Origin of the sequence: Phaeobacter sp. BS52 (assembly GCF_045040595.1) — a bacterium.
Lineage (GTDB): Bacteria > Pseudomonadota > Alphaproteobacteria > Rhodobacterales > Rhodobacteraceae > Phaeobacter > Phaeobacter piscinae.
This window is the reverse complement of sequence record NZ_CP090662.1, coordinates 872,976-894,109: the sequence shown is the minus strand read 5'-3', so window position 1 is coordinate 894,109 and position 21,134 is coordinate 872,976. Positions and strand designations below refer to the sequence as shown.

Annotated in this window: 21 protein-coding genes and 3 pseudogenes; 12 read left to right on the top strand and 12 right to left on the bottom strand. The window is 61.6% G+C overall.

Features of this window, described 5'->3' with window-relative positions:
• Positions 1 to 144: 144 nt before the first annotated feature.
• From L0Z65_RS04430 to L0Z65_RS04415, 4 genes and pseudogenes are all read right to left on the bottom strand, one after another.
• Complete coding sequence (locus L0Z65_RS04430) at positions 145 to 939, bottom strand: hypothetical protein (protein ID WP_405111142.1); 795 nt, start codon at positions 937 to 939, stop codon at positions 145 to 147.
• Between the two features lie 19 nt (positions 940 to 958).
• On the bottom strand, positions 959 to 1,825 hold the full coding sequence (locus tag L0Z65_RS04425; protein ID WP_405111139.1) for a sulfite exporter TauE/SafE family protein: 867 nt from the start codon (positions 1,823 to 1,825) through the stop codon (positions 959 to 961).
• A gap of 212 nt (positions 1,826 to 2,037) precedes the next feature.
• A pseudogene (dusA, locus tag L0Z65_RS04420) lies at positions 2,038 to 2,984 on the bottom strand (tRNA dihydrouridine(20/20a) synthase DusA).
• Positions 2,985 to 3,200: 216 nt separating this feature from the next.
• On the bottom strand, positions 3,201 to 3,932 hold the full coding sequence (locus tag L0Z65_RS04415) for a Crp/Fnr family transcriptional regulator (protein WP_405111136.1): 732 nt from the start codon (positions 3,930 to 3,932) through the stop codon (positions 3,201 to 3,203).
• Positions 3,933 to 4,021: 89 nt separating this feature from the next.
• Between L0Z65_RS04415 and L0Z65_RS04410 the strand changes: the two genes are divergently transcribed.
• Together L0Z65_RS04410 and L0Z65_RS04405 are read left to right on the top strand one after the other, a co-directional pair.
• A complete protein-coding gene (locus L0Z65_RS04410; RefSeq protein ID WP_405111133.1) occupies positions 4,022 to 4,489 on the top strand; it encodes a hypothetical protein in 468 nt (155 codons plus the stop codon).
• Between the two features lie 20 nt (positions 4,490 to 4,509).
• Positions 4,510 to 4,683: a DUF1328 domain-containing protein gene (locus tag L0Z65_RS04405; RefSeq protein WP_096871567.1), complete on the top strand. Its 174-nt coding sequence runs from the start codon at positions 4,510 to 4,512 to the stop codon at positions 4,681 to 4,683.
• A gap of 220 nt (positions 4,684 to 4,903) precedes the next feature.
• Here L0Z65_RS04405 and L0Z65_RS04400 read toward each other — a convergent pair whose 3' ends face one another.
• Genes L0Z65_RS04400 through L0Z65_RS04390 form a run of 3 tightly spaced genes read right to left on the bottom strand, consistent with a single transcriptional unit; the run spans position 4,904 to position 8,231 of the window.
• Positions 4,904 to 5,566, bottom strand: a complete 663-nt coding sequence (locus L0Z65_RS04400; RefSeq protein WP_405111130.1) for a response regulator — start codon at positions 5,564 to 5,566, stop codon at positions 4,904 to 4,906.
• A gap of 5 nt (positions 5,567 to 5,571) precedes the next feature.
• Positions 5,572 to 7,548 carry an ATP-binding protein gene (locus L0Z65_RS04395; protein ID WP_405111127.1) on the bottom strand — a complete coding sequence of 659 codons (1,977 nt, stop codon included), beginning with the start codon at positions 7,546 to 7,548 and terminating at the stop codon, positions 5,572 to 5,574.
• 50 nt (positions 7,549 to 7,598) lie between these two features.
• Positions 7,599 to 8,231: a molybdopterin-dependent oxidoreductase gene (locus L0Z65_RS04390; RefSeq protein WP_405111124.1), complete on the bottom strand. Its 633-nt coding sequence runs from the start codon at positions 8,229 to 8,231 to the stop codon at positions 7,599 to 7,601.
• Positions 8,232 to 8,534: 303 nt separating this feature from the next.
• Between L0Z65_RS04390 and L0Z65_RS04385 the strand changes: the two genes are divergently transcribed.
• Complete coding sequence (locus L0Z65_RS04385) at positions 8,535 to 9,149, top strand: response regulator transcription factor (protein WP_102896808.1); 615 nt, start codon at positions 8,535 to 8,537, stop codon at positions 9,147 to 9,149.
• Between the two features lie 144 nt (positions 9,150 to 9,293).
• On the opposite strand, the gene L0Z65_RS04380 is transcribed toward L0Z65_RS04385, so the two are convergent.
• From L0Z65_RS04380 to L0Z65_RS04370, 3 genes are read right to left on the bottom strand one after another with little or no spacing between them, the layout of a single operon-like run.
• Positions 9,294 to 9,446, bottom strand: coding sequence for a DUF2474 family protein (locus L0Z65_RS04380; RefSeq protein WP_405111120.1), 153 nt, complete (start codon positions 9,444 to 9,446; stop codon positions 9,294 to 9,296).
• Positions 9,447 to 9,460: 14 nt separating this feature from the next.
• Positions 9,461 to 10,465, bottom strand: coding sequence for a cytochrome d ubiquinol oxidase subunit II (cydB, locus tag L0Z65_RS04375; protein WP_405111117.1), 1,005 nt, complete (start codon positions 10,463 to 10,465; stop codon positions 9,461 to 9,463).
• A gap of 14 nt (positions 10,466 to 10,479) precedes the next feature.
• Positions 10,480 to 11,904, bottom strand: coding sequence for a cytochrome ubiquinol oxidase subunit I (locus L0Z65_RS04370; protein WP_102896806.1), 1,425 nt, complete (start codon positions 11,902 to 11,904; stop codon positions 10,480 to 10,482).
• 276 nt (positions 11,905 to 12,180) lie between these two features.
• Between L0Z65_RS04370 and L0Z65_RS04365 the strand changes: the two genes are divergently transcribed.
• The 3 genes and pseudogenes from L0Z65_RS04365 to L0Z65_RS04355 all read left to right on the top strand — a co-directional run bounded on the left by L0Z65_RS04365 (position 12,181) and on the right by L0Z65_RS04355 (position 15,054).
• A complete protein-coding gene (locus L0Z65_RS04365) occupies positions 12,181 to 12,858 on the top strand; it encodes a Crp/Fnr family transcriptional regulator (protein WP_405111113.1) in 678 nt (225 codons plus the stop codon).
• Between the two features lie 106 nt (positions 12,859 to 12,964).
• Positions 12,965 to 13,177 carry a DUF2892 domain-containing protein gene (locus L0Z65_RS04360; protein ID WP_102896804.1) on the top strand — a complete coding sequence of 71 codons (213 nt, stop codon included), beginning with the start codon at positions 12,965 to 12,967 and terminating at the stop codon, positions 13,175 to 13,177.
• Between the two features lie 121 nt (positions 13,178 to 13,298).
• Positions 13,299 to 15,054, top strand: a pseudogene (locus L0Z65_RS04355) (SulP family inorganic anion transporter).
• 91 nt (positions 15,055 to 15,145) lie between these two features.
• Here the strand turns inward: L0Z65_RS04355 and L0Z65_RS04350 are convergent.
• The gene (locus L0Z65_RS04350; RefSeq protein ID WP_405111110.1) at positions 15,146 to 16,498 is read right to left on the bottom strand and encodes an alginate biosynthesis protein; all 1,353 of its coding nucleotides are present in this window, start codon (positions 16,496 to 16,498) and stop codon (positions 15,146 to 15,148) included.
• 239 nt (positions 16,499 to 16,737) lie between these two features.
• Here L0Z65_RS04350 and L0Z65_RS04345 point away from each other — a divergent pair, with 239 nt between their 5' ends.
• The 4 genes from L0Z65_RS04345 (at position 16,738) to L0Z65_RS04330 (ending at position 17,825) form a co-directional block, all read left to right on the top strand.
• Complete coding sequence (locus tag L0Z65_RS04345) at positions 16,738 to 17,067, top strand: TfoX/Sxy family protein (protein WP_405111108.1); 330 nt, start codon at positions 16,738 to 16,740, stop codon at positions 17,065 to 17,067.
• A gap of 69 nt (positions 17,068 to 17,136) precedes the next feature.
• Positions 17,137 to 17,307 carry a YqaE/Pmp3 family membrane protein gene (locus L0Z65_RS04340; protein ID WP_014874958.1) on the top strand — a complete coding sequence of 57 codons (171 nt, stop codon included), beginning with the start codon at positions 17,137 to 17,139 and terminating at the stop codon, positions 17,305 to 17,307.
• Positions 17,300 to 17,548 (top strand): DUF4112 domain-containing protein, encoded by a 249-nt coding sequence (locus tag L0Z65_RS04335; RefSeq protein WP_405111105.1) that lies wholly within the window; start codon positions 17,300 to 17,302, stop codon positions 17,546 to 17,548. Before L0Z65_RS04340 ends, L0Z65_RS04335 begins: the two co-directional genes overlap by 8 nt.
• Complete coding sequence (locus L0Z65_RS04330) at positions 17,439 to 17,825, top strand: DUF4112 domain-containing protein (RefSeq protein WP_405111102.1); 387 nt, start codon at positions 17,439 to 17,441, stop codon at positions 17,823 to 17,825. The genes L0Z65_RS04335 and L0Z65_RS04330 overlap by 110 nt, the downstream gene beginning before the upstream one ends.
• A 104-nt stretch (positions 17,826 to 17,929) precedes the next feature.
• On the opposite strand, the gene ndk is transcribed toward L0Z65_RS04330, so the two are convergent.
• Positions 17,930 to 18,352 carry a nucleoside-diphosphate kinase gene (ndk, locus tag L0Z65_RS04325; protein WP_014874960.1) on the bottom strand — a complete coding sequence of 141 codons (423 nt, stop codon included), beginning with the start codon at positions 18,350 to 18,352 and terminating at the stop codon, positions 17,930 to 17,932.
• Positions 18,353 to 18,596: 244 nt separating this feature from the next.
• On the opposite strand from ndk, the gene L0Z65_RS04320 reads away from it, so the two are divergent.
• Both L0Z65_RS04320 and L0Z65_RS04315 read left to right on the top strand, forming a co-directional pair.
• Positions 18,597 to 20,450 (top strand): ABC-F family ATP-binding cassette domain-containing protein, encoded by a 1,854-nt coding sequence (locus tag L0Z65_RS04320; RefSeq protein WP_405111098.1) that lies wholly within the window; start codon positions 18,597 to 18,599, stop codon positions 20,448 to 20,450.
• Positions 20,450 to 21,071: pseudogene (locus tag L0Z65_RS04315) on the top strand (MarC family protein). Before L0Z65_RS04320 ends, L0Z65_RS04315 begins: the two are co-directional and overlap by 1 nt.
• The last annotated feature ends 63 nt before the right edge of the window (positions 21,072 to 21,134 follow it).

The window sequence follows — 21,134 nt, the reverse complement described above, 5'->3', positions numbered from 1 at the left end:
TCGCGCGGCAACGGATAGCGGGCTGATCCCGCACAGTTTTCTGCCAGCGAAAGCCGCGCGCGCCTCGGTAACACTTTGAAAATCATGCGGAATAACCCCTGACCTATTGTTTCGCACGCGAAACATTCGGGCAGGATTGCTGACCTAAGACAGCCACCCCCGCACCGGATCGGTCCACTCCGCCATCTCAGGTCGGAAATAGGCGATCATCCGCCCCTCCTCCGGTGCGCTGGCGCCCTCTGCCCAGGGCGCAACACCGTGCAGACATAGCCGGTGCATCAGATAGGCCTGCCCCGGTTTTGCTGACACCGTGGCACGCGGACAGGTTTCAAACACCTGCTTGCGGGCGGCCGTATAGGCGTCGGTCACATCAACATCGCCCCATTGCTCCGATGGGATGCCGTCAAAGGCTGCTGCAAAGGCACGGCGCATGATCACATGGCTGCTCTCCCAGATCACCAATGGGGAGGCATCCGCGCTGCTGTCATTCAGCGGCAGGCCAAGCACCCAGGCATGCGGTTCCTCCACCTTGCGGCGACGGGCATCGCCGAACATCTTCACCCCGTCCACATGGGCCGCATCCCGTTTGATCCGGTAGCGCAGCGCCGCCTCCCCCTCCCCGGGGCGCGGTCGTGGATAGCCGGGAAAGACGGAGGACACCTGCCCGCGATGCAGATCCGGCAGACCGCCCAGATGCGCCGTGATAAAATCAAGCGCGGGGCCCGCCAGCTCAGGCCCACCGGGCAGCTGACCCTGCGCATCATTGGGCAGCGCATCCACGCCAATGAACCAGGTCCCTTCGCATTGCAGCCAGTCGGCATTGGCCGGATCCGCTAACGCCTGAACGCCTGCCCTATGCGCATGTCGCGCCCAGGCCAGGGTGGCCGCATCAGCTGGGAACTCACACCAGCCACGGGTTAAGAAGTCCTGCCAGCCCATTGCTAACCCCTAACAAAAATCAAAAGCCGAGCGACTTGCGCAGCATGTTCAGCGCCACAAGGATCAGAAACACTGCAAACACTCGTTTCAGCGGTTTCGGGTCCATCGCATGGGCCAGCTTCACCCCCCAAGGCGCAGTGATCAGCGTCATCGCAATCACCACCACAAAAGCAACCAGATTGACCGCCCCAACAGTGAGCGGCGGACGCACAGCAGCCTCAACAGGAAGGAACAGGAACCCAATCACAGAAGGCACCGCGATGATCACACCAAAGCCCGCCGCCGTGGCCACCGCCCGGTGAATGGGGGTTGCATGCAGGCTCATCAGCGGCACCCCGAAACTGCCACCGCCAATGCCCATCAGCACCGACAGAAACCCCACCATGGGCGACAGGATCATGCGCCGGGCGCCCTTTGGCATCTCCTGCCCCAGCCGCCAGTCCGCGCGCCCAAAAGCCATGTAAAGCCCGATCATCAACGCCAGCACGCCAAACAGCGCCTGCAACGTGGTGGAGCGCAGCGAGGACGCCACCGTGACGCCAATGATGGCACCAATGGCAATCCCCGGTCCCCAGCCGCGCAGGATCTGCCAATCCACCGCACCCTTCTTATTGTGGCTCATCACTGAGCGCAGGGAGGTCACGATGATCGTCGCAAGCGAGGTCGCCAGACACATCTGCATCAGCTGATCACCGCCATAGCCAAGCGTCTGGAAGACATAGAAAAACGCAGGCACCAGCACAATACCGCCACCAACCCCAAGCAGGCCCGCCAGAACACCGGCAACCGCGCCGGTCACGATCAGCAGACCGGCCATCTGCGCCAGCACAGCAGGCTCCGGCAGCAGGGCAGCAGTGGTCACAAGACTGGTGGTCAGGGCTGACATTGACGGCTCTCCTTCATGGCGGTCGCGATCCCGGTCGGCACCCTGCCCTCCTGTGGGCTGTGTGCGGCGCGCAGATCCAAACCCTCCCCTACAGGGTGAGCGCAATTTTGTCTCAGGATTTCTTGCAGATCAGTCGATTGCAGCAGTGACCCGTGGTCGCAGGGCATCGCAGACCTGATGCTTGATCAGCCCATATTCAGGCCTCTGCCGGATCAGGCCGCGATCCCGGTCACCTGCTCCAGCGCGGTTTCCACCAACCGAGTGTCCGCTCCCGGCCGACTTGCGCCCTCTGACAACACCCGCCGCCAGTTGCGCGCACCGGGCCGCCCGGCAAACAACCCCAGCATATGCCGGGTGATCTGATGCAACCGGGCCCCCTGCACCATCTGATCGTCGATATAGGTCAGCATCTGCCTCACCACGGCGACCGGATCCGTGGCACTGCCGGTGCCATAAATCAGCGGATCCGCCTGCGACAAGATATCGGCGGGCTGATGATAGGCCGCACGGCCAATCATCACCCCATCAAGCCCACGCTCCAGATGTGGCAGCGCCTCATCGAGACTGGCCACGCCACCGTTGAGCGAGATATGCAGCTGCGGAAACTCCGCCTTCATCTGATGCACGATCTCATAATCCAACGGCGGAATATCGCGGTTTTCCTTGGGGCTGAGCCCTTTCAGCCAGGCTTTGCGCGCATGGATCGTCACCCGCGGGCACCCGGCCTCTGCGATGGCGGAAACAAACCCCGGCAACACCTCCTGCGGGTCCTGATCATCGACACCAATCCGGCATTTTACAGTGACCTCGACATCCACCTTGGCCCGCATGGCCGCGACACATTCTGCCACCAGATCCGGCGATTTCATCAGCACCGCGCCGAAGGCGCCGGACTGTACCCGGTCACTGGGGCAGCCGCAGTTGAGATTGATCTCATCATAGCCCGCCTCTGCCCCCAAACGCGCCGCCTCCGCCAGCTCAACCGGGTCCGATCCCCCCAGTTGCAGCGCAACGGGATGCTCCTGCGCAGAATGATCCAGCAAATGCAGCGCGCCCCCCGCACCAAGGCAGGTGCCGTTACCATTTCCGTATACAGCAACGCCTCTTTGCTCAGCAGTCGGTGCAGGTAGCGGCAATGGCGATCGGTCCAATCCATCATGGGTGCAATGGATAGGCGCGCCGCTTGGTGAAGGGCGCTGGTGCCAGCGGGTTGGGGAAACGGGGCGTTGGTCTGATCGGTCATGTCAGGGCTCTTCTCGTCGGGGGCTGGTCGCAGCTATTGGGCGCAACAGGCAGTCTGCGCGCCGCATATCATCAATTCCTGCGGGATTTCCAGCACCCACCCCAAAACGCAGGCAACACCACGGATCTGTGGTCAGATCAAGGGGCGGCGTTCTGGGTTTTCCAGATCAATCAAGGCGCGTTCCGCAAGGGTGTCCAGATCGCTGATCGACAACTGACCGTTCTGCCAGTCCGCCAGCCCCTCATCGCGCAGTGCCTTCAGCCGTTTGTTGGTATGCACCAGTGACAGGCCAAGCGCATCCGCCAGATCCTGCTGGCGATAGGCCAGCGGAACCGTGTGCCCCTCCTCCAGCCCGACCGCGCGCAGGCGCAGGTAAATCCGCACCAAGGCCCATGCAATGCGCTGTGACGCATCGCGTTGTCCGAGGGATGCAATCGTCTCGCCCAGGAAATGTTCCTCCACCGCTGCAATCCAGGTCAGATCATACGCACGCGCCGGATATTGTTCAAACAGGCGGAAAATTTCAGAACGCCGAAACACGCAGAGGGTCATGCTGGTTGTTGCCTCAACGGAGTGTTTCATCTCCCCCATAAGACCTGCCTGCAAGCCTATAAAATCGCCCGGAAAGATAAAGTTGATTACCTGCCTGCGCCCGTTTTCAAGCGTGGTGTAGCGGGTGCCCATCCCCTTGAGCACCGTATAGACCTGCGGACTGTTTGAACCTTCCAGCAAAATGGTTGTTCCGGGATCGACCACCAATTCGCCGGTCTTGAACCCTTGGGTAAAGGCCAGCTCGTCCTTGCTCATCTGGTTGAAAATATCGCGGTTTCGCAGGGGGCAATCCTGACAGTCGGTGGTCAACAATGCGCAATCCCCTTCGGCGGTATGTCATAGATTAATGCAAGCCTAGACCAGTTCGACGCAAGATGCACGAAACGAAAGGCCACTTCCCTATGCAAGACAATCCGCCGGTCACCTCGACCACAGCAAAAGACGCTGTCTACATTGTTGCGTCGAAGGATTATCTGACCACATGCGATATTTCCGACACAATTTTTGAACTTCACACCGATGCGAAGGTGATCTGCCATCTGTCGATCGAGGCCGCGATGGCCGACCTCTGTCGTCACAGCACGCTTGCCGTGGTGTTTGCCGAGGCTGGGGTTGCGTTGGTCGACCAGCTGCAGCTGGATCAGATTATCCCGGCGCGCGGTGGCAAACTGGTTCTGATGGGCACAGCAGCGGAGGCTGAAATGGAGGCGGCAGAGATCGGCTCCTACCCCTGGCCGGTGCTGTGCCGCCCGTTTTCTACCGCAGTGATCAAAAGCTGGCTACCCCCCCGGCATACTGCGCCGAAGGCCACCGCAGGGAACAATTCGGGACCTGACGCGTTACCTCTGCATCTACGTATTGTAGACTAACCTTTTGAAGGAGAGAGAAAATGCTTGGTTGGGCACTTACATTTCTGGTCGTCGCACTGGTCGCGGGCCTGCTTGGTTTCGGTGGCATCGCAGGGGCGTCGGCCGGTATCGCAAAGATCCTGTTCATCATTTTCCTCGTCCTCTTTGTTGTGGCGATGGTCATGCGCGCGCTGAAGGGAAAACCGCCGGTGTAACACGCTGCGCATCCTGAGGTCCGATTGAACATTTGGCCTGTCATTGGTTCCTTGTTGGGGCTGTGGCGGGCCATTGGCGTTTTTATTGCGCCTTGAGGAAGAGAAGTCCCTGACGAGCCATGGCTGCCCCCTTGCCCCCGCCATGGTCGGTGGGCGGCTCCGGCCTGTATGATTGAGATCCGACGGAGACTGGCATATTTGAGCTTTGACCGCCAGAGGATCAGCCTGCGGCCTTCCCCGGAAGGGCTGCCGCGATCTCGCAGCTGGCCTGCTCCCACGCACGCGCGAGGCCTGCCAGATCCGGCATGTCCGCAGCCTCGGTATGCTCGATGGTTAGCAGCGCCTCGCGCAGCTCAGTAAAGCCAAGCACAGCTGCCGATCCGGCCAGCCGGTGCGCCTCCTGCCGGTGGGCCGCATCCAGAGTGTGCGCCGTGCCCAGATCGTCAAGGAACTGATCCACCTCTTGGCAATAGCCCCCAAGGAACTGCGCGCCGCGTTCAGCGCCCAGAGCATGGAAAAACTGCGTGATATCCGATCCCTGACCCCCGGTGCCCGCATGTATCTGCGCCGGTGCTGCGGCGGCTGCCTGCTGTGACATTGCGGTCGCCGACGGCGCAGATCCCGACAATGGCTGCTGCGCTGCAGCGGGTTTGTTTTCGTCAGGTCGATCCCGATTGACGTGGCGCGATATCACCTCTGCCAGAGTTGATTTGCTGACCGGCTTGGTGACCACTTCGACCAGCCCGGCGTCACGTATCCTTGCGTGATCACGGGCGGCCACATGCGCGGTAAGTGCGACGATCTGCGTGCCCTCTGCCAGGCGCTGTTCGCGGATCTGGCGGGTGGCCTCGATCCCGTCCACCTCTGGCATGCTGATGTCCATGAAGATCAGATCAAACCGTTCGGCGCGCGCAGCCGCGACCCCTCAGCCCCGCCGGGGGCCAGCACCACCTGATGGCCAAGATTGGTCAGCATCCGCTCCACCAAAAGCCGGTTGATTTCATTGTCCTCGACCACAAGGATCCGCACTGGCGTATCCTCAGACCGGCTGATGTCCAGGCTTTGCTGCGGTGCCGGGGCGGGCGGCGCGGTCAGCACCGGCGCCAGCTCAGCGGGCGCCGCATCCACCGCCCCCCCGGCATGGGAGGCCGGCAGCGGCAACGAGATGGTGAACAGGCTGCCCTCCCCCAGCTCACTCTCGCAGGAGATATCCCCGCCAAGCGCCACAACAATGCGGCGGGTGATCGCAAGGCCAAGCCCCGTGCCCTCGCTGCTGCGCGCATAGCTCGCGTCCAGCCGAATGAAATCCTCAAAAATCCGGTCGAGATCACGTTCGGCAATGCCGGCGCCGGTGTCGGCGATGCTGATCTCCACAGTATCGCCCTGCCCGAGGCGCTGCACATCAACCGACACGGCCCCATCAGTGGTGAATTGCAACGCGTTCTCGACCAGGTTGACCAAGACCTTCTTCAGCGCGACCGGGCGCCCCAGCACGTCTCCGCTGGCGCCAAGACTGCAATGCAGGCTCAGATCATTGCGACCACGGCGGGCGGTGCTCTGATGCGTATCGATCAGTTCCTGGACCAGATCGCTGAGGTTGAAAATGCGCTGATGCTCATAGTCGACGCCGGTTTCCAAATGCGACAATTGCAGGACATCATTGACATGGGCCATCAAACGGTCGCCTGAGGTGCGGATCGCCGACAGGTAGTCGCGCTGATCCGGCGACAGGGCGGTGCCGTCCAGCAGCTCAACCGCGCCAAGGACACCGGTCAGCGGCGTTCGCATCTCATGGCTCATCACGGTGAGAAGATCGGCCTTCGCCCGCTCGCCTGCCAGGGCCTCATCGCGGGTGCGGGTCAGCTCTTCCTCGGCGGCGATCCGGTCGGAGATATCGCGCAGATAGCTGACAAAGACGGTTTCTTCGGCGGATTGGCTGGCGGTGATCGACAGTTCCACCGGGAAGATCTCACCCGATTTGCGCTTGGCCTGCAACTGCACACGGCCCTGACCCACGACCTTGGGCGTGCCCCCAGCCAGATAGGCCTGCATGCCCTGCTCATGGGCGTCGCGCAGGTGGTCGGGGATGATCAGCTCTGCCATATCGGCGCCCGTCGCCTCCCCCTTTGAGTAGCCAAAAATCGTCTCTGCCGCGCCATTCACCTCCTGAATGCGCCCATCATCGCCAACAACCAGAATGGCATCCAGGGAGGAGGTGATCATGGCGCGCATCCGCGCGACCGCAAAACGGGTGCGTTCGGCCAGACGTTTGCCGCGCTGGTACAGCCGCCCCATCATCAATGCGGTCAGCCCCAGCGCCACGCAGAGCGCCAGCACAACCCAGGCCAGCCGGGACAGGATCGCAAAGAGGCTGAGGCGTTTTTCCTCAGTCGTGCGCGCATGTTCAACAAGCCCCGCAAGCGCCAGCACCCGCAGGTCATCGCGGTTTGCCCGCAGGATCTCGCTCACCTGCGGCAGGCCGAACAACAATGCCTCATCCGGACCGTCGATATAGGTGATCAAAGTGTCAATCCGCGCCATGACCCGTTGCAGGATCTGGGCGTTTTCCGGCGCCTCGCGCACGGATTTGAAGGTTTGGCTTTCGCGGATGATGGCCACGCGGCTGTAGAGGATATCGAATTCGCGGCGCACCTGCGACAGATCCTGCGCGTTGCGCGCTGACAGAACTGCATTCTCCAGCTTCAGCTGTTCAATTTCGGCCTGAGACAGGGTCCACTGCAGGCTGTCGGTTGCGGCGGTTGAGAGAACCTCCAGGCGCACCAGCACCTCGCGTCCCAGCCGAACGGACTGCACCGCGAGCAAGGCAAGAACCAAGCCCACGGTGATCAGGACGCTGCGCGACACCAAAGGGTTCTCCCTGAGCCGCACCTATGAAGGGCCTCTGTCTGTGCCGGTCATTGGCCTACTGTGATCTCCTCAAGCTGCCAGATGCTGCGGGAATAAACCGCCTCTGTACGATATGTGGGGTCGCTATCGTAAGGATAGACAATCCACAAAGGCCCCTTGTCGCGTACCGACATGGACGACCCGTTGCGCTCATAGGCGACCATCGGGCCGCCATTGGTGGCGTCAGAGACGGGAATTTCGACGGCGTAGTCATTGATCGCCCGGGCCACGACGACCCCCGACTGCCCCTCGGCGACGCCGACATGGGCCAGCAGGGCGGCCAGGCTCACCCCGGTGAAGGCCTGCTCCCCCGAGGTCCAGATGGTCCGGGTATCAAATTGGGCCACCGGCAGGCTGCGCAGCTCCTCCATGGAGAATTCATGCCGCTGCATGTCGCCGCCATTGGCAGGTTTGACGGCCACGGTCAGCACGGCCGCATCCGATTGGGACGCCTGCACGGCGCCGGATGGCAGACCGCAAAGCACTGTAACGACTGCGAACAATGCCGCGATGTGAAGGTGCCAGTGTTTCATAGCGTCTATCCTTTTGCCCGTGCATCCCGGCGGGTCGAAGTGGTGTCCCTGCGGTGCTGCACATCCCTGATCTGGTCCCAACCTGTCACAAACCGCCGCGCCGGGCATCTGTTCCTGCGGATAGACTGCTATTCTTTGGTATAGGATTCGTAACCAGAACTGCGATTTTTTGCCACCTGAGGACGATTTTACGTGCGGTTGCGCCCGCAGAAGGGCAAAATAGGAGCTGGCTTACGGGTTTGGAGGGGCGGATTTGCCCCCCCTTGCCTCAGCCGCTGCCCGAACCGCCGCCCGAACCGCCGCCACACCCACGGCCAAAACCCATAGCGTCCCAGATCAGGGGCGATTGACATTTTATCAACCAAATTACGGTTATCCTAACAACAAAGCCGGTACTTAGCAGGAGCTTACATGCGTATTCTTTTGGCGGACGATCACGACATGGTTCGCGAAACAATATCCGCCTATCTGAAATCAGAAGGCGGTGCCGCCGTGACCTCGACCATCGATCTGCCCGGCGCGCTGAGCGAGATTGAAGAGAACGGGCCTTATGATCTGGTCCTGCTGGATTACAATATGCCTGGCATGCAGGGGCTGGCCGGGTTGGGCACCGCGCTGAAGGCCAATGGTGGCAAGGGGGTTGCGATCATCTCCGGCAGTGCGCCCAGCCGCACCGCGCAGGAGGCGTTGGATGCCGGGGCCATCGGCTTCATCCCGAAAACCATGGGCGCGCAGTCGCTTCTGAATGCCGTGCGGTTCATGAGCGCCGGGGAAATCTACGTCCCGGTTGAGCTGATGCGCAAGGAGGCAGAGGCGCCTGTCCATCCGCTCGCTGACAAGCTGAGCCCGCGCGAAATTGAGGTGCTGGACGGGTTGTGCCGCGGTCTGTCGAACAAGGAAATCGCCCGTGAGCTGGAGTTGCAGGAGGTCACGATCAAGCTGCATGTCCGCACGCTCTGCCGCAAGCTTGAGGCCAAGAATCGCACCCAAGCCGCGCTGACGGCCAAGGAAGCGGGCCTTTTTTAAGCCGCCAGCTGGCCTTTACCATATGTGGTAACAGTCGCATCAATCGTGAAAGCGCGCCCAGCCGGTGGCTGAGTGCGCTTTTTTATCCTGAATATACCGTCCGGCGCGGATGATGGGCGTGTCAACCCGCTCCGGCTGCCGAGATCAGGGAACCACCGCCCAGCGGATGACATAGGCCACGCAGCCCAGAACCGCGACGCTGGCAATCCAGATCGCCGCGAACCACAACAGCCGCCCCATAGGGCGCCGCGCACCCGGTTCGGGCTGTGGCGGCTGGTGCTCACGACGGGGGTTCATCGGCTTTCCCTGCATCAGTGGTAGCCCTCCTCCGGGTTAATTTTGCCGCGAAACACCCAATAGGCATAAGCGGTATAGCCCAGGATCAGCGGCACCAGCACCGCGGCGCCGACCAATGTGAACATCAGGCTTTCATCCGGCGCGGCAGCCTCTGCGATGGTCAGACCCGGTGGTACAATGAACGGGTAGAAACTGATACCGATCCCGATGAAGCTGAGGACAAACAGCCCAAGTGCGGCGAGGAATGGCTGCGCATCCCGCGTGCCCTTCAGCCCCTGAAACAGCGCGTAGCTGCACAGCGCGACCAGTCCTGGCACCAATAGGCTGAACAGGCTGCCGGGCAGGTTAAACCAGCGGCGAAAATACTCCGGATCCTGAAACGGCGTCAGCAGGCTGACCAGCCCGATTGAAACCAGCGTCGCCGCCGCAAGCCAACGGGCGTAGCCGCGCATCTGGCCTTGCAGGTCACCCTCGGTCTTCATATTGAGCCAGGTCGCGCCCAGCAGCGCATAGCCCGTCAACACCGCCAACCCAGTGAGGACCGAGAACGGCGTCAGCCAGTCCCACCAGCCGCCTGCGTAGGCGCGGCCTTCAATCTCGATCCCCTGCACCAGCGCGCCCAGCGCGATGCCCTGCATGGTGGCGGCCACCACGGAACCGCCGAAGAACGCGCTGTCCCAGACGCCGCGCCAGCGGGTGGTGCGCCAGCGGTATTCAAAGGCCACACCGCGAAACACCAGCGCCAGCAGCATCAGGGTTATGGGCATATAGAGCGCTGGCATGATCACCGCATAGGCGAGCGGAAAGACCGCAAACAGCCCGCCGCCGCCAAGGACCAGCCAGGTCTCATTGCCGTCCCAGACCGGCGCGATGGAGTTCATCATGGTGGCGCGGTCGCGCTCTGAGGTGGCAAAGGGGAACAGGATGCCGACGCCAAGGTCGAACCCGTCGAGGACAACATAGGTCAGCACCGCAAAGGCGATGATCCCGGCCCAGATGAAGGATAGATCAAACAACATAGTAAGGACCTCTGTCAGTTGCCTTGCGGGGTGGGATCATCGGTGATGTCAGGGTCGACCTGCTGCGCCGGGGTGATGCCCGCCGCCCGCACCGGCCCGTCACGCAGACCAAGATTGCGGGTCGCTGGTGCCTTGTTCATCATCCGCAGGATGTAGAAGGTTCCGGCCCCGAAGATGAAGAAATAGACAATCACAAACGCCGTCAGCGAGGCCGCGACCGCAGGTGCGGACACTGGCGCCAGACTGTCGGAGGTGCGCAGCAAACCATAGACCGTGAACGGCTGGCGCCCGACCTCGGTGGTGATCCAACCGGCCAGAACCGCGACAAACCCCATCGGCCCCATCGCAATTGAGGCGCGGTGCAGCCAGCGACTGTCATAGAGCTGCCCACGCAGACGCCCCCAGAGCGACCAGAGCCCAAGACCCGCCATCGCAAACCCAAGACCAACCATCACCCGGAAGCTCCAGAACACGATGGCCACCGGTGGTTCATCCTCGTCGGGGATCGTGTCCAGCCCGGCCAGCGGCGCGTTCAGATCATGTTTCAGGATCAGGCTTGAGAGTTTGGGGATCTCAATGGCGTAGTCGATTGTTTTTGTTTCGGCATTCGGCAGGCCAAACAGGATCAGCGGGGCGCCCTCGGGGTGGCTGTCATAGTGACCTTCCATTGCCATCACCTTGGCCGGTTGGTGCTCCAGCGTGTTCAGCCCGTGCATATCACCGGCAAAGATCTGGAGCGGAGCGACCACGATCAGCATCCACATCGCCATGGAAAACATTCGCCGGGCTGCCGCATCGGTTTTGTCACGCAGCAAATGCAAGGCACCGACGCCGCCCACCACCAGCGCGGTGGTCAGGAACGCCGCCAGAACCATATGCACCAACCGGTAGGGGAAGGACGGGTTAAAGACGATCTGCCACCAATCCTCCGGCACAAACTGACCGACCTCATTGATGCTGTAGCCTGCGGGTGTCTGCATCCAGCTGTTCACGCTGAGGATCCATGTCGCCGACATCAACGTGCCAAAGGCCACCATAGCGGTGGCGAACATATGCAGCCGGTCCCCGACGCGGGCACGGCCAAACAGCATGATCCCCAGAAACCCAGCCTCAAGGAAAAACGCAGACAACACCTCATAGGCCATCAACGGACCCAGCACCGGACCGGTCTTGTCCGAGAACACCGACCAATTGGTGCCAAACTGGTAGGACATCACGATGCCGGAGACGACCCCCATGCCAAAGGCGACTGCGAAGATCTTTTTCCAGTATTCAAACAGGGTGTAGTAGGTTTCATCCCGGGTGCGCAGCCACTGCGCGTTCAGCACGGCCAGATAGCTGGCCAAACCGATGGAGAATGCCGGGAAGATGATGTGAAACGAGACGGTGAACGCAAATTGCATACGTGCCAGTGTCTCGGCTGTCAGGCCATCAAACATATCTGGTCTCTTTCCTAGAACTCGGTGCCGCCCCTTACCGGTTAGGAGTGCGAACTGTGGTGGCGCGGCCTTCTTCTTGTGACAAAGCTAATACCGAAGCGCAGAATTGCAGGTGGCAGAAAGCCGCAGCGCGGCGACAGGTCTCAGGTTTTCCGAACCGCACCCATTTATGCTAGTCCCTGAAAATGCCGTTGCACAGCCTGTTTCAAGGGCTTGGGGCAACAGCGACCCCTCGGGGTGAGGTGAAGGTGGCAGAATGGCGCAGGCAGGAACGGAATGACAGTTATGACCCCGGCAGAGCCCCTCTGGATTGATCGTTTCGCCGGATTGGCCAGGCTGGATGCGAAGACCAAGGCGCATATCCTCGCGGAGGCCGCGTTGGTGAAGGTCCCAAAGGGCGCGGTGATTTTTGGTCCCGGCAAGTCGCCCGAAAACATGCTGTTCCTCTTGGATGGTACGGTCCGGGTGCAGCAGGTCTCTGACAGTGGGCGCGAGATCCTGCTGTACCGGATCAACGCGGGCGAAAGCTGTGTGCTGACCACCGCCTGCCTGCTCGCCTATGAAGACTACGCGGCAGAAGGCATTGCCGAGACAGATGTGGCCGCCGCAGCCCTGCCCCGGTCGGTGTTTGACGCGCTGGTCGCCACCTCGGCAGAGTTCCGCAGTTTTGTCTTTTCGGCCTTCTCCAAGCGGATCACCGATTTGTTTCTGGTAATTGACGAGGTCGCGTTCCAGCGCGTTGACGTGCGGCTGGCGCAGGGGCTTTTGGATCTGGCCGGAGCAGATGATCACCTGGCGGTGACCCATCAGCAACTGGCCGTGGATCTGGGCACCGCCCGCGAGGTGGTGTCGCGCCAGATGCAGGAGTTTCAGCGCCGCGGCTGGGTGCAGCTGGCGCGTGGCAGTGTTGCCATCGTGAACCGCGAGGCCCTGCGGCAGCTGGCCGGACGCTGAGGCGCGCCGGTTTTGGCGATAGTTGTGCGTCAGGGTGACTTTGTCACAGACAGCGCGGGGCAATCTGCGGTTTCTGGCGAGAAGACATCGCCAAGGAGTAGATAAGATGACCAGAAACGTCGGCACCCTAGACCGGACAATGCGCCTGATGCTGGGCCTGGCCCTCATTGCCGCGCCCTTTGTCAGCGGATTTGCCATTTTTGCCGCAACCTGGGCCACGGTATTGTCGGTGGTTGTCGGGGCGGTGATGCTACTGGTGGCGCTGACCCGCAGCTGTCCGGTCTACACGCTTCTGGGCCTGCGCAGCTGCAAGCTTTGATCCCGGTCCTGTTGCCCGGCTGGTCACTTGACCCCGGCGCCGCGCTGTCGTTCAAGGTGCTGCGCCGGTTTGAGACACGCCCCGCTGCAAGACGGCTTGTTACACGCAAAGAAAGACCTGAATGCCTTCTCTCCTGACCCGCTATGTCCCGCTGTTGACCTGGGGGCGGGAGTATGACCGCCTGACCCTGACCAATGACCTGATCGCGGCGGTGATTGTCACGATTATGCTGATCCCGCAGTCGCTGGCCTATGCCTTGCTGGCGGGTTTGCCGCCTGAGGCCGGGTTATATGCGTCAATCGTGCCGATCCTGCTTTATGCGGTGTTTGGCACCAGTCGGGCGCTGGCGGTGGGACTCCGTCGCCGTGGTCTCCCTGATGACCGCCGCGAGCCTGAGTGAGATCCCCGCACAGGGCAGTATGGGCTACGCGGTTGCGGCCCTGTCGCTGGCCGCGCTGTCGGGGGCGATCTTATTGGCGATGGGGCTGCTACGGCTGGGGTTTCTTGCGAATTTCCTATCGCATCCGGTGATTGCCGGATTTATCACAGCCTCTGGCGTGCTGATCGCCACCAGTCAGATCAAGCATCTGCTTGGGATCCATGCGGAGGGGCACACCCTGCCTGAATTGCTCCTGTCGCTTCTGGAGCATCTACCGCTACTCAACTGGCCAACTGCGCTGATCGGCGGAGGCGCAACCGCGTTTCTGTTCTGGGTGCGGCGCGGGCTGAACCCAGCCCTGCGCCGACTTGGGGTCGGGACGCGCATGGCGGGTTTTCTGACCAAGGCCGGGCCGGTTGCCGCGGTTGTCGTCACCACGCTGGCGGTCTGGGGATTGGGGCTGGCGCAGAGCGGCGTGAAGATTGTCGGCGCGGTGCCACAGGCGCTGCCGCCCCTCACCCTGCCAGATCTGTCACAGGATCTGCTGGCGCAGCTGCTGTTGCCTGCGGTGCTGATTTCCGTCATCGGATTTGTGGAATCGATTTCCGTGGCGCAGACGCTAGCCGCAAAGCGGCGGCAGCGGATCGACCCGGATCAGGAGCTGATCGGTCTGGGCACCGCCAATCTCGGCGCGGCCTTCACCGGTGGGTTCCCGGTGACTGGCGGGTTTTCCCGGTCAGTGGTGAATTTTGACGCCGGAGCGGAAACCCCTGCGGCCGGGGCCTTTACGGCGGTCGGGCTGGCAATTGCCGCCGTTGCCCTGACACCGTTGATCTATTTTCTGCCCAAGGCGACCCTTGCCGCGACCATCATCACCGCCGTCTTGGGGTTGGTGGATTTCTCTATCCTGCGCAAGAGCTGGGACTATTCGAAGGCAGATTTCGCCGCCGTTCTGGCCACCATCGCGCTTACGCTGTTGATGGGGGTCGAGGCGGGTGTTTCCGCCGGTGTGGTGCTGTCGATCGGGCTGCATCTTTATAAATCCTCGCGCCCGCATATCGCCGAAGTGGGCCGGGTGCCGGGCACCGAACACTTCCGCAATATCCTGCGCCATGAGGTGGAGACCCATCCCAGCCTGCTGAACCTGCGCGTCGATGAGAGCCTGTTTTTTGCCAATGCGCGGTTTCTGGAAGACTGCATTCACCGGCGGGTGGTGGATGATCCGCAGATTGATCACGTTGTGCTGCACTGCGCCGCGATCAATGACATCGACCTCAGCGCGCTGGACTCGCTGGAGGAGATCATGCACCGGCTGGGCGAGATGGGCGTGACGCTGCATCTGTCGGAGGTGAAGGGGCCGGTGATGGACCGGCTACGGTGCGGGGCACTGTTGGATCACCTCACCGGCAAGGTCTTCCTGAGCCAGCACGACGCGATGGAGGCATTGCGGCCTGCTGGAAGCGAGACACGTCTCTCCGCGCCGTCCCTCAGGGACTAGGCGCAGTCCCGGCCAAACGCAAACCGGGCCGCAAAATACTGCGGCCCGTGGTGTTTCAGGTGTGGCGTCTGTCGGTGATCCGGCTGCCCCCCTAGGCGACGCCCGACAGAACCCTGCGTTTTGCCATCCGAATGCTGCGGGTCGGCGCGACTTCGATCAGGTGCAGCGGGCGGATGCCGATATTGTCGATCCGCTGGATTTCACCACCGCTGGTCAGGCTTTGATCCCGCCAGACCATCTGCACCCGTTCCTGCGAGGAGATCATCGCGGATCCTTCGACCACCCGCCAATGGGTGCCGAGCGTTGCCACCGAAAGCGGCAGGCTTTGCCCCGGCAGCACAGTCAAATGTTTGACGATATGCTGCGCGCCCATATCGAGGGTCTCGCTGTGGCCCCAAGTTTCAGTGGTGCTTTGGCTGGCAGCGGCGGGGCTGCCCCCGTCGCGCAGCTGATCGCTATACCAGCTAGCCAGCGTAACAGCATCGCTGCTCTCGCGCATTGTGGCGGCGGGGCGTTCGGCAGGCGCCCTGCGGCTATGCGGCAGGGTTTTGCACCAGCCCGCCTCGCCCGAGACGCTGCCGGACAGCCAGGCCTCCCACTCGGCATCGCTGGCCGCCTCAGGTTCAACCTGCCAAGCATCAAGTTCATCCCAGCCTGCATCCAGTTCGACAACCGAGAGACCATCGAGATGGCGTAGGACCGCGTTTTCAAAGGAGCTGCCACGGGCGCGGCGATAGTTCTCGGGATCCAGCATCAGGATGTCGTCAACCTGATGGCCGCGGGCCATCGCCGTTTTGCCGGGCATCAGGATCCGGGCGGCGTGTTTCTTGTAAGCGGCCAACAGCGTGTCCAGCCGGGCAAGATAAATGCCGGTGTTCCAGAGTTTTGCGGTCAGCTGTTCACGCCAGCCATCAAAGGCCGGGCTGCGCTGGTCGAGGAACGTGCTCACCGGGGTTGCGGTCTCTGCAGTGAGGCGCTGCGCACATTCGATATAGCCATGGCTGCGGCAGGCGCGATCCGTCTGCACCCCCAGCATCACAATATCACCCTGCTGTGCCGCCTGAACCCCCTGCGCCAAAGCATCCTGAAGCTGATTGGGGTCATCAAAATCCTGATCCGCAGGCAAGATCAATACCAGACTGTCAGCCGATGCGCGCAGGCTGTGCAATGCCGCGATCACCCCTGCGGCAGTTTTGGTGGCGCCGGGTTCCAGCAGCAACCGGCCCGAGAGGCCTGCGGCCTCCAACTGGGTGCGGGCCACCGCAGCGAAGCTGTCGCTGCTCAGCACCGTCGGCGTGTGAAATTCAGGCGCGGCAACAGTCGACAAGACGGTTTGATAGCGGCTCTGAATGCCGACGGCGTCTTCGAAATGCATCGGCACCATATCCGCGCTGCTGGCGATATCGGCTTCGGTGGCTCCGGCGAGAACGATAGGGAAGATCATGCTGCATTCCTTTCGATGTATCCTGGCGGTTCTGGGATGACCCAGAGCGGGCGTGTTGATCTCACATTAGGAAATTCAGCAATCACGATCTTCTATCCAGTGGGTGTTTCCGGGCGCGAAAAAGGATAGCGCCGGTACAACCTTAGCGTTCTAGCTCTGTGCAATTCATCATAGAAATGGTTCAAATTTCCCTAAAATCCCATCGTGACAGCGGCGCGCCCGGCGGGTATGTTCTCGGTATGTCCACACCTGTTTCCTCCATCCGCAATCTTGGCCCCGCGTTTGAGGCGGCCTGTACCAAGGCGGGTATCCCCTCTGCCGAAGCCCTGCGCGCGATGGGGGCGGATGCGGCCTATACCCGACTGCTCGAGACCGGGCAAAGACCACATTTCATTGGGTATTACGTTCTGGTCATGGCCCTGCAGGGGCGGCCCTGGAACGATTGCAAAGGCGCCGAGAAAGCGGCCCTGCGCAAACGTTTTGATGCGCTAAAAGCTGGCAGCTGTGATGTCGGCAGGTCTGAATTCGAGCGTGCCCTCAATGAGATCGGGGTGATCGAGCGGCGGTGAGGGCGGGAACCATTTCCAAGCTGCGAGAGTTGTATCTGTAACAGCAACCAAAGCTTTGGGAGAGCTATCATGGATCTTATTCGTATTATCGCCGCCGTTATTCTGCCGCCACTGGGCGTCTTTCTTCAGGTCGGTCTGGGCAAGCATTTCTGGCTGAATATCCTGTTGACCCTGCTCGGCTATATCCCCGGCATCGTTCACGCTGTCTGGGTGATCGCACGGGAACCCCAGCATGCCTAATATCGAAACCCCGCATGAAGAGCGCCTGCAGTCGCTTGAGCGGCTGGCGCATGGTATGGATCGCGCCTTTCGTCTGCCTGTCATCGGCGCGCGTGTCGGTTGGGACAGCATCCTGGGTCTGGTGCCAGGCGTTGGCGACGCGCTGGCGCTGGCGCCAGCAGGGATATATCGTACTGTCCGGCTACCGTATGGGCGCCTCAACCGGCACGCTTGCGCGGATGGTAGGCAATATCGGCGTTGACGCGGTGATCGGTACGATCCCCTTGTTGGGTGATATGTTCGACATTGGCTGGAAGGCCAATCTGCGCAACGTTGCCATCCTGAGGCGGCATCTTGAAAAAAAGACGATGGCGGGCGAGCCTTTGGCCAAACGGCTGGCCCGCAGGGGGTTCGACCATATCAACGCCCCAACCCGCAAGACATTGAAGGCCGCCCGTAACCTGCCGCAACGCCTGCACAGTCGCGGTAGCAAAACATCGACGACCGGTGCGGGCGAAGCACGGCTGCGTCACAGCTGACCGATATCACCGATGGTCTCGCCGAAAGGCGCGTCATGAAAAAGGCCGCCCCGGATGCTCCGGCGCGGCCTTTAGTCTTGCTCACATACTGAAACAGCGGTGGCTTAGCCGACCAGCTCCAGACCGGAGAAGAAATACGCGATCTCAACCGCTGCGGTTTCCGGTGCGTCAGAACCGTGGACGGAGTTTTCGCCAACGGATTCGGCGAACTCAGCGCGGATGGTGCCGGCAGCAGCGTCGGCCGGGTTGGTGGCGCCCATGACTTCGCGGTTTTTCGCGATGGCGTTTTCGCCCTCCAGAACCTGCGCAACGATCGGCGCGGATGCCATGAATTCGCAGAGTTCGTCGTAGAACGGACGCTCGGCGTGCACAGCGTAGAACTCGCCCGCTTGCGCTTTGGTCAGGTGGATGCGCTTTTGTGCGACGATGCGCAGACCTGCGTCTTCGAACTTGGCGTTGATTTTGCCGGTCAGGTTACGACGGGTTGCATCGGGTTTGATGATCGAAAAGGTACGTTCCAGAGCCATTAGGCATACTCCTGCATATTGGGCCGCGGAAAGGGACCTCCCGGGGCCGGAAACTTCGCGCGCCGCCTAACATGGCTTGCGCCTCATGGGAAGGGGGTTGTTGCACTCCCCCTGCCCGGTCGGGACCATCAGTTGGCCAAAGTCGCGACATATATGTCCGTTCGCGCGCATCGCGGCGCGCTTTGACCCGTCAGACGTCCTGAGGCCAATTGACAGCACCGGGTCACTGGGCCACACCGCCCCTATGTTACGTATCAGCGATATCTCCTATGCGGTCGAAGGCCGTCTTCTCTTCGATGGCGCCAGCGCCACGATCCCCACAGGCCATAAGGTCGGTTTGGTGGGCCGCAATGGCACCGGCAAAACCACCCTCTTTCGCCTCATCCGCAATGAGTTGTCGCTGGAATCCGGCAGCATCTCCCTGCCCAGTCGCTCACGCATTGGGGGCGTCGCACAGGAGGCGCCAGCCTCGGATGTGTCGCTGATCGAGGCGGTGCTGGCAGCCGACACCGAGCGGGCGGAGCTGCTGGCGGAAGCGGAGACGGCACAGGATCCAAACCGCATCGCCGAAATTCAGACGCGGCTCAGCGATATCGACGCCTGGTCGGCGGAGGCGCGCGCCGCCTCGATCCTGAAGGGTCTGGGGTTCGACTATGAGGCGCAGCAGCGCCCCTGTTCGGATTTCTCCGGTGGCTGGCGGATGCGGGTGGCGCTGGCAGCGGTGCTGTTTTCACAGCCGGATCTGTTGCTGCTCGATGAGCCGACCAACTATCTGGACCTGGAAGGCGCGCTGTGGCTGGAGGCCTATCTGGTCAAATACCCGCACACCGTGATCATCATCAGCCACGACCGCGAGTTGCTGAACCGCTCCGTGAACGGGATCCTGCATCTGGAAGACCTCGGCCTGACGTTTTATTCCGGCAACTACGATCAGTTTGCCCGTCAGCGCGCCGCAAACCGCGCCAATCAGGCCGCACAGGCCAAGAAGCAGGACGCCCGCCGCGCGCATCTGCAGGCCTTTGTCGATCGCTTCAAAGCCAAGGCGAGCAAGGCCAAACAGGCCCAGAGCCGGGTGAAGATGCTGGAGAAGATGGAAACCATCCGCGCCCCCGAAGATGCGGCGCGCACGGTCTTCACCTTCCCCGAACCGGAAGAGCTGTCGCCGCCGATCATCGCCACCGAGGGCGCATCAGTCGGCTATGACGGCACCACAATCCTGAGCCGCTTGGACCTGCGCATCGATCAGGACGACCGGATTGCGCTTCTGGGCAAAAACGGTGAGGGCAAATCGACCCTATCCAAAATGCTGTCTGGCCGTCTGGATGTGATGACCGGCAAGATGACCCAATCCAGCAAACTGCGGATCGGTTTTTTTGCTCAGCATCAGGTGGATGAGCTGCATATTGATGAAACCCCCTTGCAGCATCTGCAACGCGAGCGCCCGAATGAGGGACAGGCCCGGTTGCGCGCGCGACTGGCAGGCTTTGGTCTTGGGTCGGATCAGGCGGATACGGAGGTCGGGCGGCTCTCTGGTGGGCAAAAGGCGCGTCTGTCGCTGCTGCTGGCTACCCTGCCCGCGCCGCATCTGTTGATCCTCGATGAGCCGACCAACCACCTGGACATTGAAAGCCGCGAAGCGCTGGTGGAGGCCCTGACCGCTTATTCCGGCGCGGTCATTCTGGTCAGCCACGATATGCATCTGCTGAGCCTTGTGGCGGATCGGTTGTGGCTGGTTTCCGGCGGCACGGTGAAACCCTACGAGGGCGATCTGCCCTCCTACCGTGATCTGCTGCTGACACGCGACAAACCGGCGGGTAAATCCAAGACCAAGGCCGAAAAGCCCAAACGCCCCTCGCGCGACGCGCTGCTTGCCTTGCGCGCCGAAGTCCGCAAAGGTGAGGCACGGCTGGAGAAGGTCAGTGAAATGCGGGACAAGCTGGCCAAGAAGCTGGCCGATCCGGCCCTCTATGACGAAGAGCGCAAGGATGAGGCCGTGGTCTGGCAACGCAAATACGCCGAAGTGATGGAAGCACAGGACCGGGCAGAGGATCTGTGGCTGAAGGCGGTGGAGAAGCTTGAGAAAGCGGAGGCGCTGTGATGGATACGGCCTTTCTGATCACTTCTTTTGTCACCCTGTTTGTGATCGTGGATCCGATTGGTCTGACCCCCATCTTTCTGGCGCTGACGCAAGGCATGACACCAGCGCAGCGCCGGGCGATTGCACTGCGCTCTACTGTGACGGCGGCGATCTTGCTGGCGGTATTCGCTGCCTTTGGCGAGGCCGTGCTGGGATTTGCCGGTATTTCCATGGCTGCCTTTCGCATCGCGGGCGGCGTTCTGTTGTTCCTGACCGCCCTCGACATGCTGTTTGAACGCCGCAACAAGCGGCGAGAGGACCGCAGCGAGGAAGATGATTTCGATGATCCTTCTGTCTTTCCGCTGGCGATCCCGCTAATTGCCTAGCCCCGGCTCCATCGCGACGGTGATCCTGCTGACCGGTCAGCAGCCGGGGTTTGCCGGGTTTGCCATGGTGATGGGTGTTGTGTTTGCGGTGCTGGGTATCCTGCTGGTCATGTGCCTGTTCTCCGGTCTGTTTGAGCGGCTTTTGGGCAAGACCGGCATTACTGTCGTCACTCGCCTGTTGGGGATGCTGCTGGCGGCGCTGTCGGTGCAGTTCGTACTGGACGGTCTGCGCGCCTTTGGCTTTGCCGGGGGCTGACCCCTCGCAAGTGGCAGAATGCTCCCCATATTGAATAGGGACGCGACTACCCCTTAGGAGACA

Coding starts and splice junctions, on each gene's coding strand:
- L0Z65_RS04430 (WP_405111142.1), bottom strand. CDS start 939: ATGGGCTGGCAGGACTTCTTAACCCGTGGCTGGTGTGAGTTCCCAGCT.
- L0Z65_RS04425 (WP_405111139.1), bottom strand. CDS start 1,825: ATGTCAGCCCTGACCACCAGTCTTGTGACCACTGCTGCCCTGCTGCCG.
- L0Z65_RS04410 (WP_405111133.1), top strand. CDS start 4,022: ATGCAAGACAATCCGCCGGTCACCTCGACCACAGCAAAAGACGCTGTC.
- L0Z65_RS04405 (WP_096871567.1), top strand. CDS start 4,510: ATGCTTGGTTGGGCACTTACATTTCTGGTCGTCGCACTGGTCGCGGGC.
- L0Z65_RS04400 (WP_405111130.1), bottom strand. CDS start 5,566: ATGGACATCAGCATGCCAGAGGTGGACGGGATCGAGGCCACCCGCCAG.
- L0Z65_RS04390 (WP_405111124.1), bottom strand. CDS start 8,231: ATGCCCGGCGCGGCGGTTTGTGACAGGTTGGGACCAGATCAGGGATGT.
- L0Z65_RS04385 (WP_102896808.1), top strand. CDS start 8,535: ATGCGTATTCTTTTGGCGGACGATCACGACATGGTTCGCGAAACAATA.
- L0Z65_RS04380 (WP_405111120.1), bottom strand. CDS start 9,446: ATGAACCCCCGTCGTGAGCACCAGCCGCCACAGCCCGAACCGGGTGCG.
- cydB (WP_405111117.1), bottom strand. CDS start 10,465: ATGTTGTTTGATCTATCCTTCATCTGGGCCGGGATCATCGCCTTTGCG.
- L0Z65_RS04370 (WP_102896806.1), bottom strand. CDS start 11,904: ATGTTTGATGGCCTGACAGCCGAGACACTGGCACGTATGCAATTTGCG.
- L0Z65_RS04365 (WP_405111113.1), top strand. CDS start 12,181: ATGACAGTTATGACCCCGGCAGAGCCCCTCTGGATTGATCGTTTCGCC.
- L0Z65_RS04360 (WP_102896804.1), top strand. CDS start 12,965: ATGACCAGAAACGTCGGCACCCTAGACCGGACAATGCGCCTGATGCTG.
- L0Z65_RS04350 (WP_405111110.1), bottom strand. CDS start 16,498: ATGATCTTCCCTATCGTTCTCGCCGGAGCCACCGAAGCCGATATCGCC.
- L0Z65_RS04345 (WP_405111108.1), top strand. CDS start 16,738: ATGTCCACACCTGTTTCCTCCATCCGCAATCTTGGCCCCGCGTTTGAG.
- L0Z65_RS04340 (WP_014874958.1), top strand. CDS start 17,137: ATGGATCTTATTCGTATTATCGCCGCCGTTATTCTGCCGCCACTGGGC.
- L0Z65_RS04335 (WP_405111105.1), top strand. CDS start 17,300: ATGCCTAATATCGAAACCCCGCATGAAGAGCGCCTGCAGTCGCTTGAG.
- ndk (WP_014874960.1), bottom strand. CDS start 18,352: ATGGCTCTGGAACGTACCTTTTCGATCATCAAACCCGATGCAACCCGT.
- L0Z65_RS04320 (WP_405111098.1), top strand. CDS start 18,597: ATGTTACGTATCAGCGATATCTCCTATGCGGTCGAAGGCCGTCTTCTC.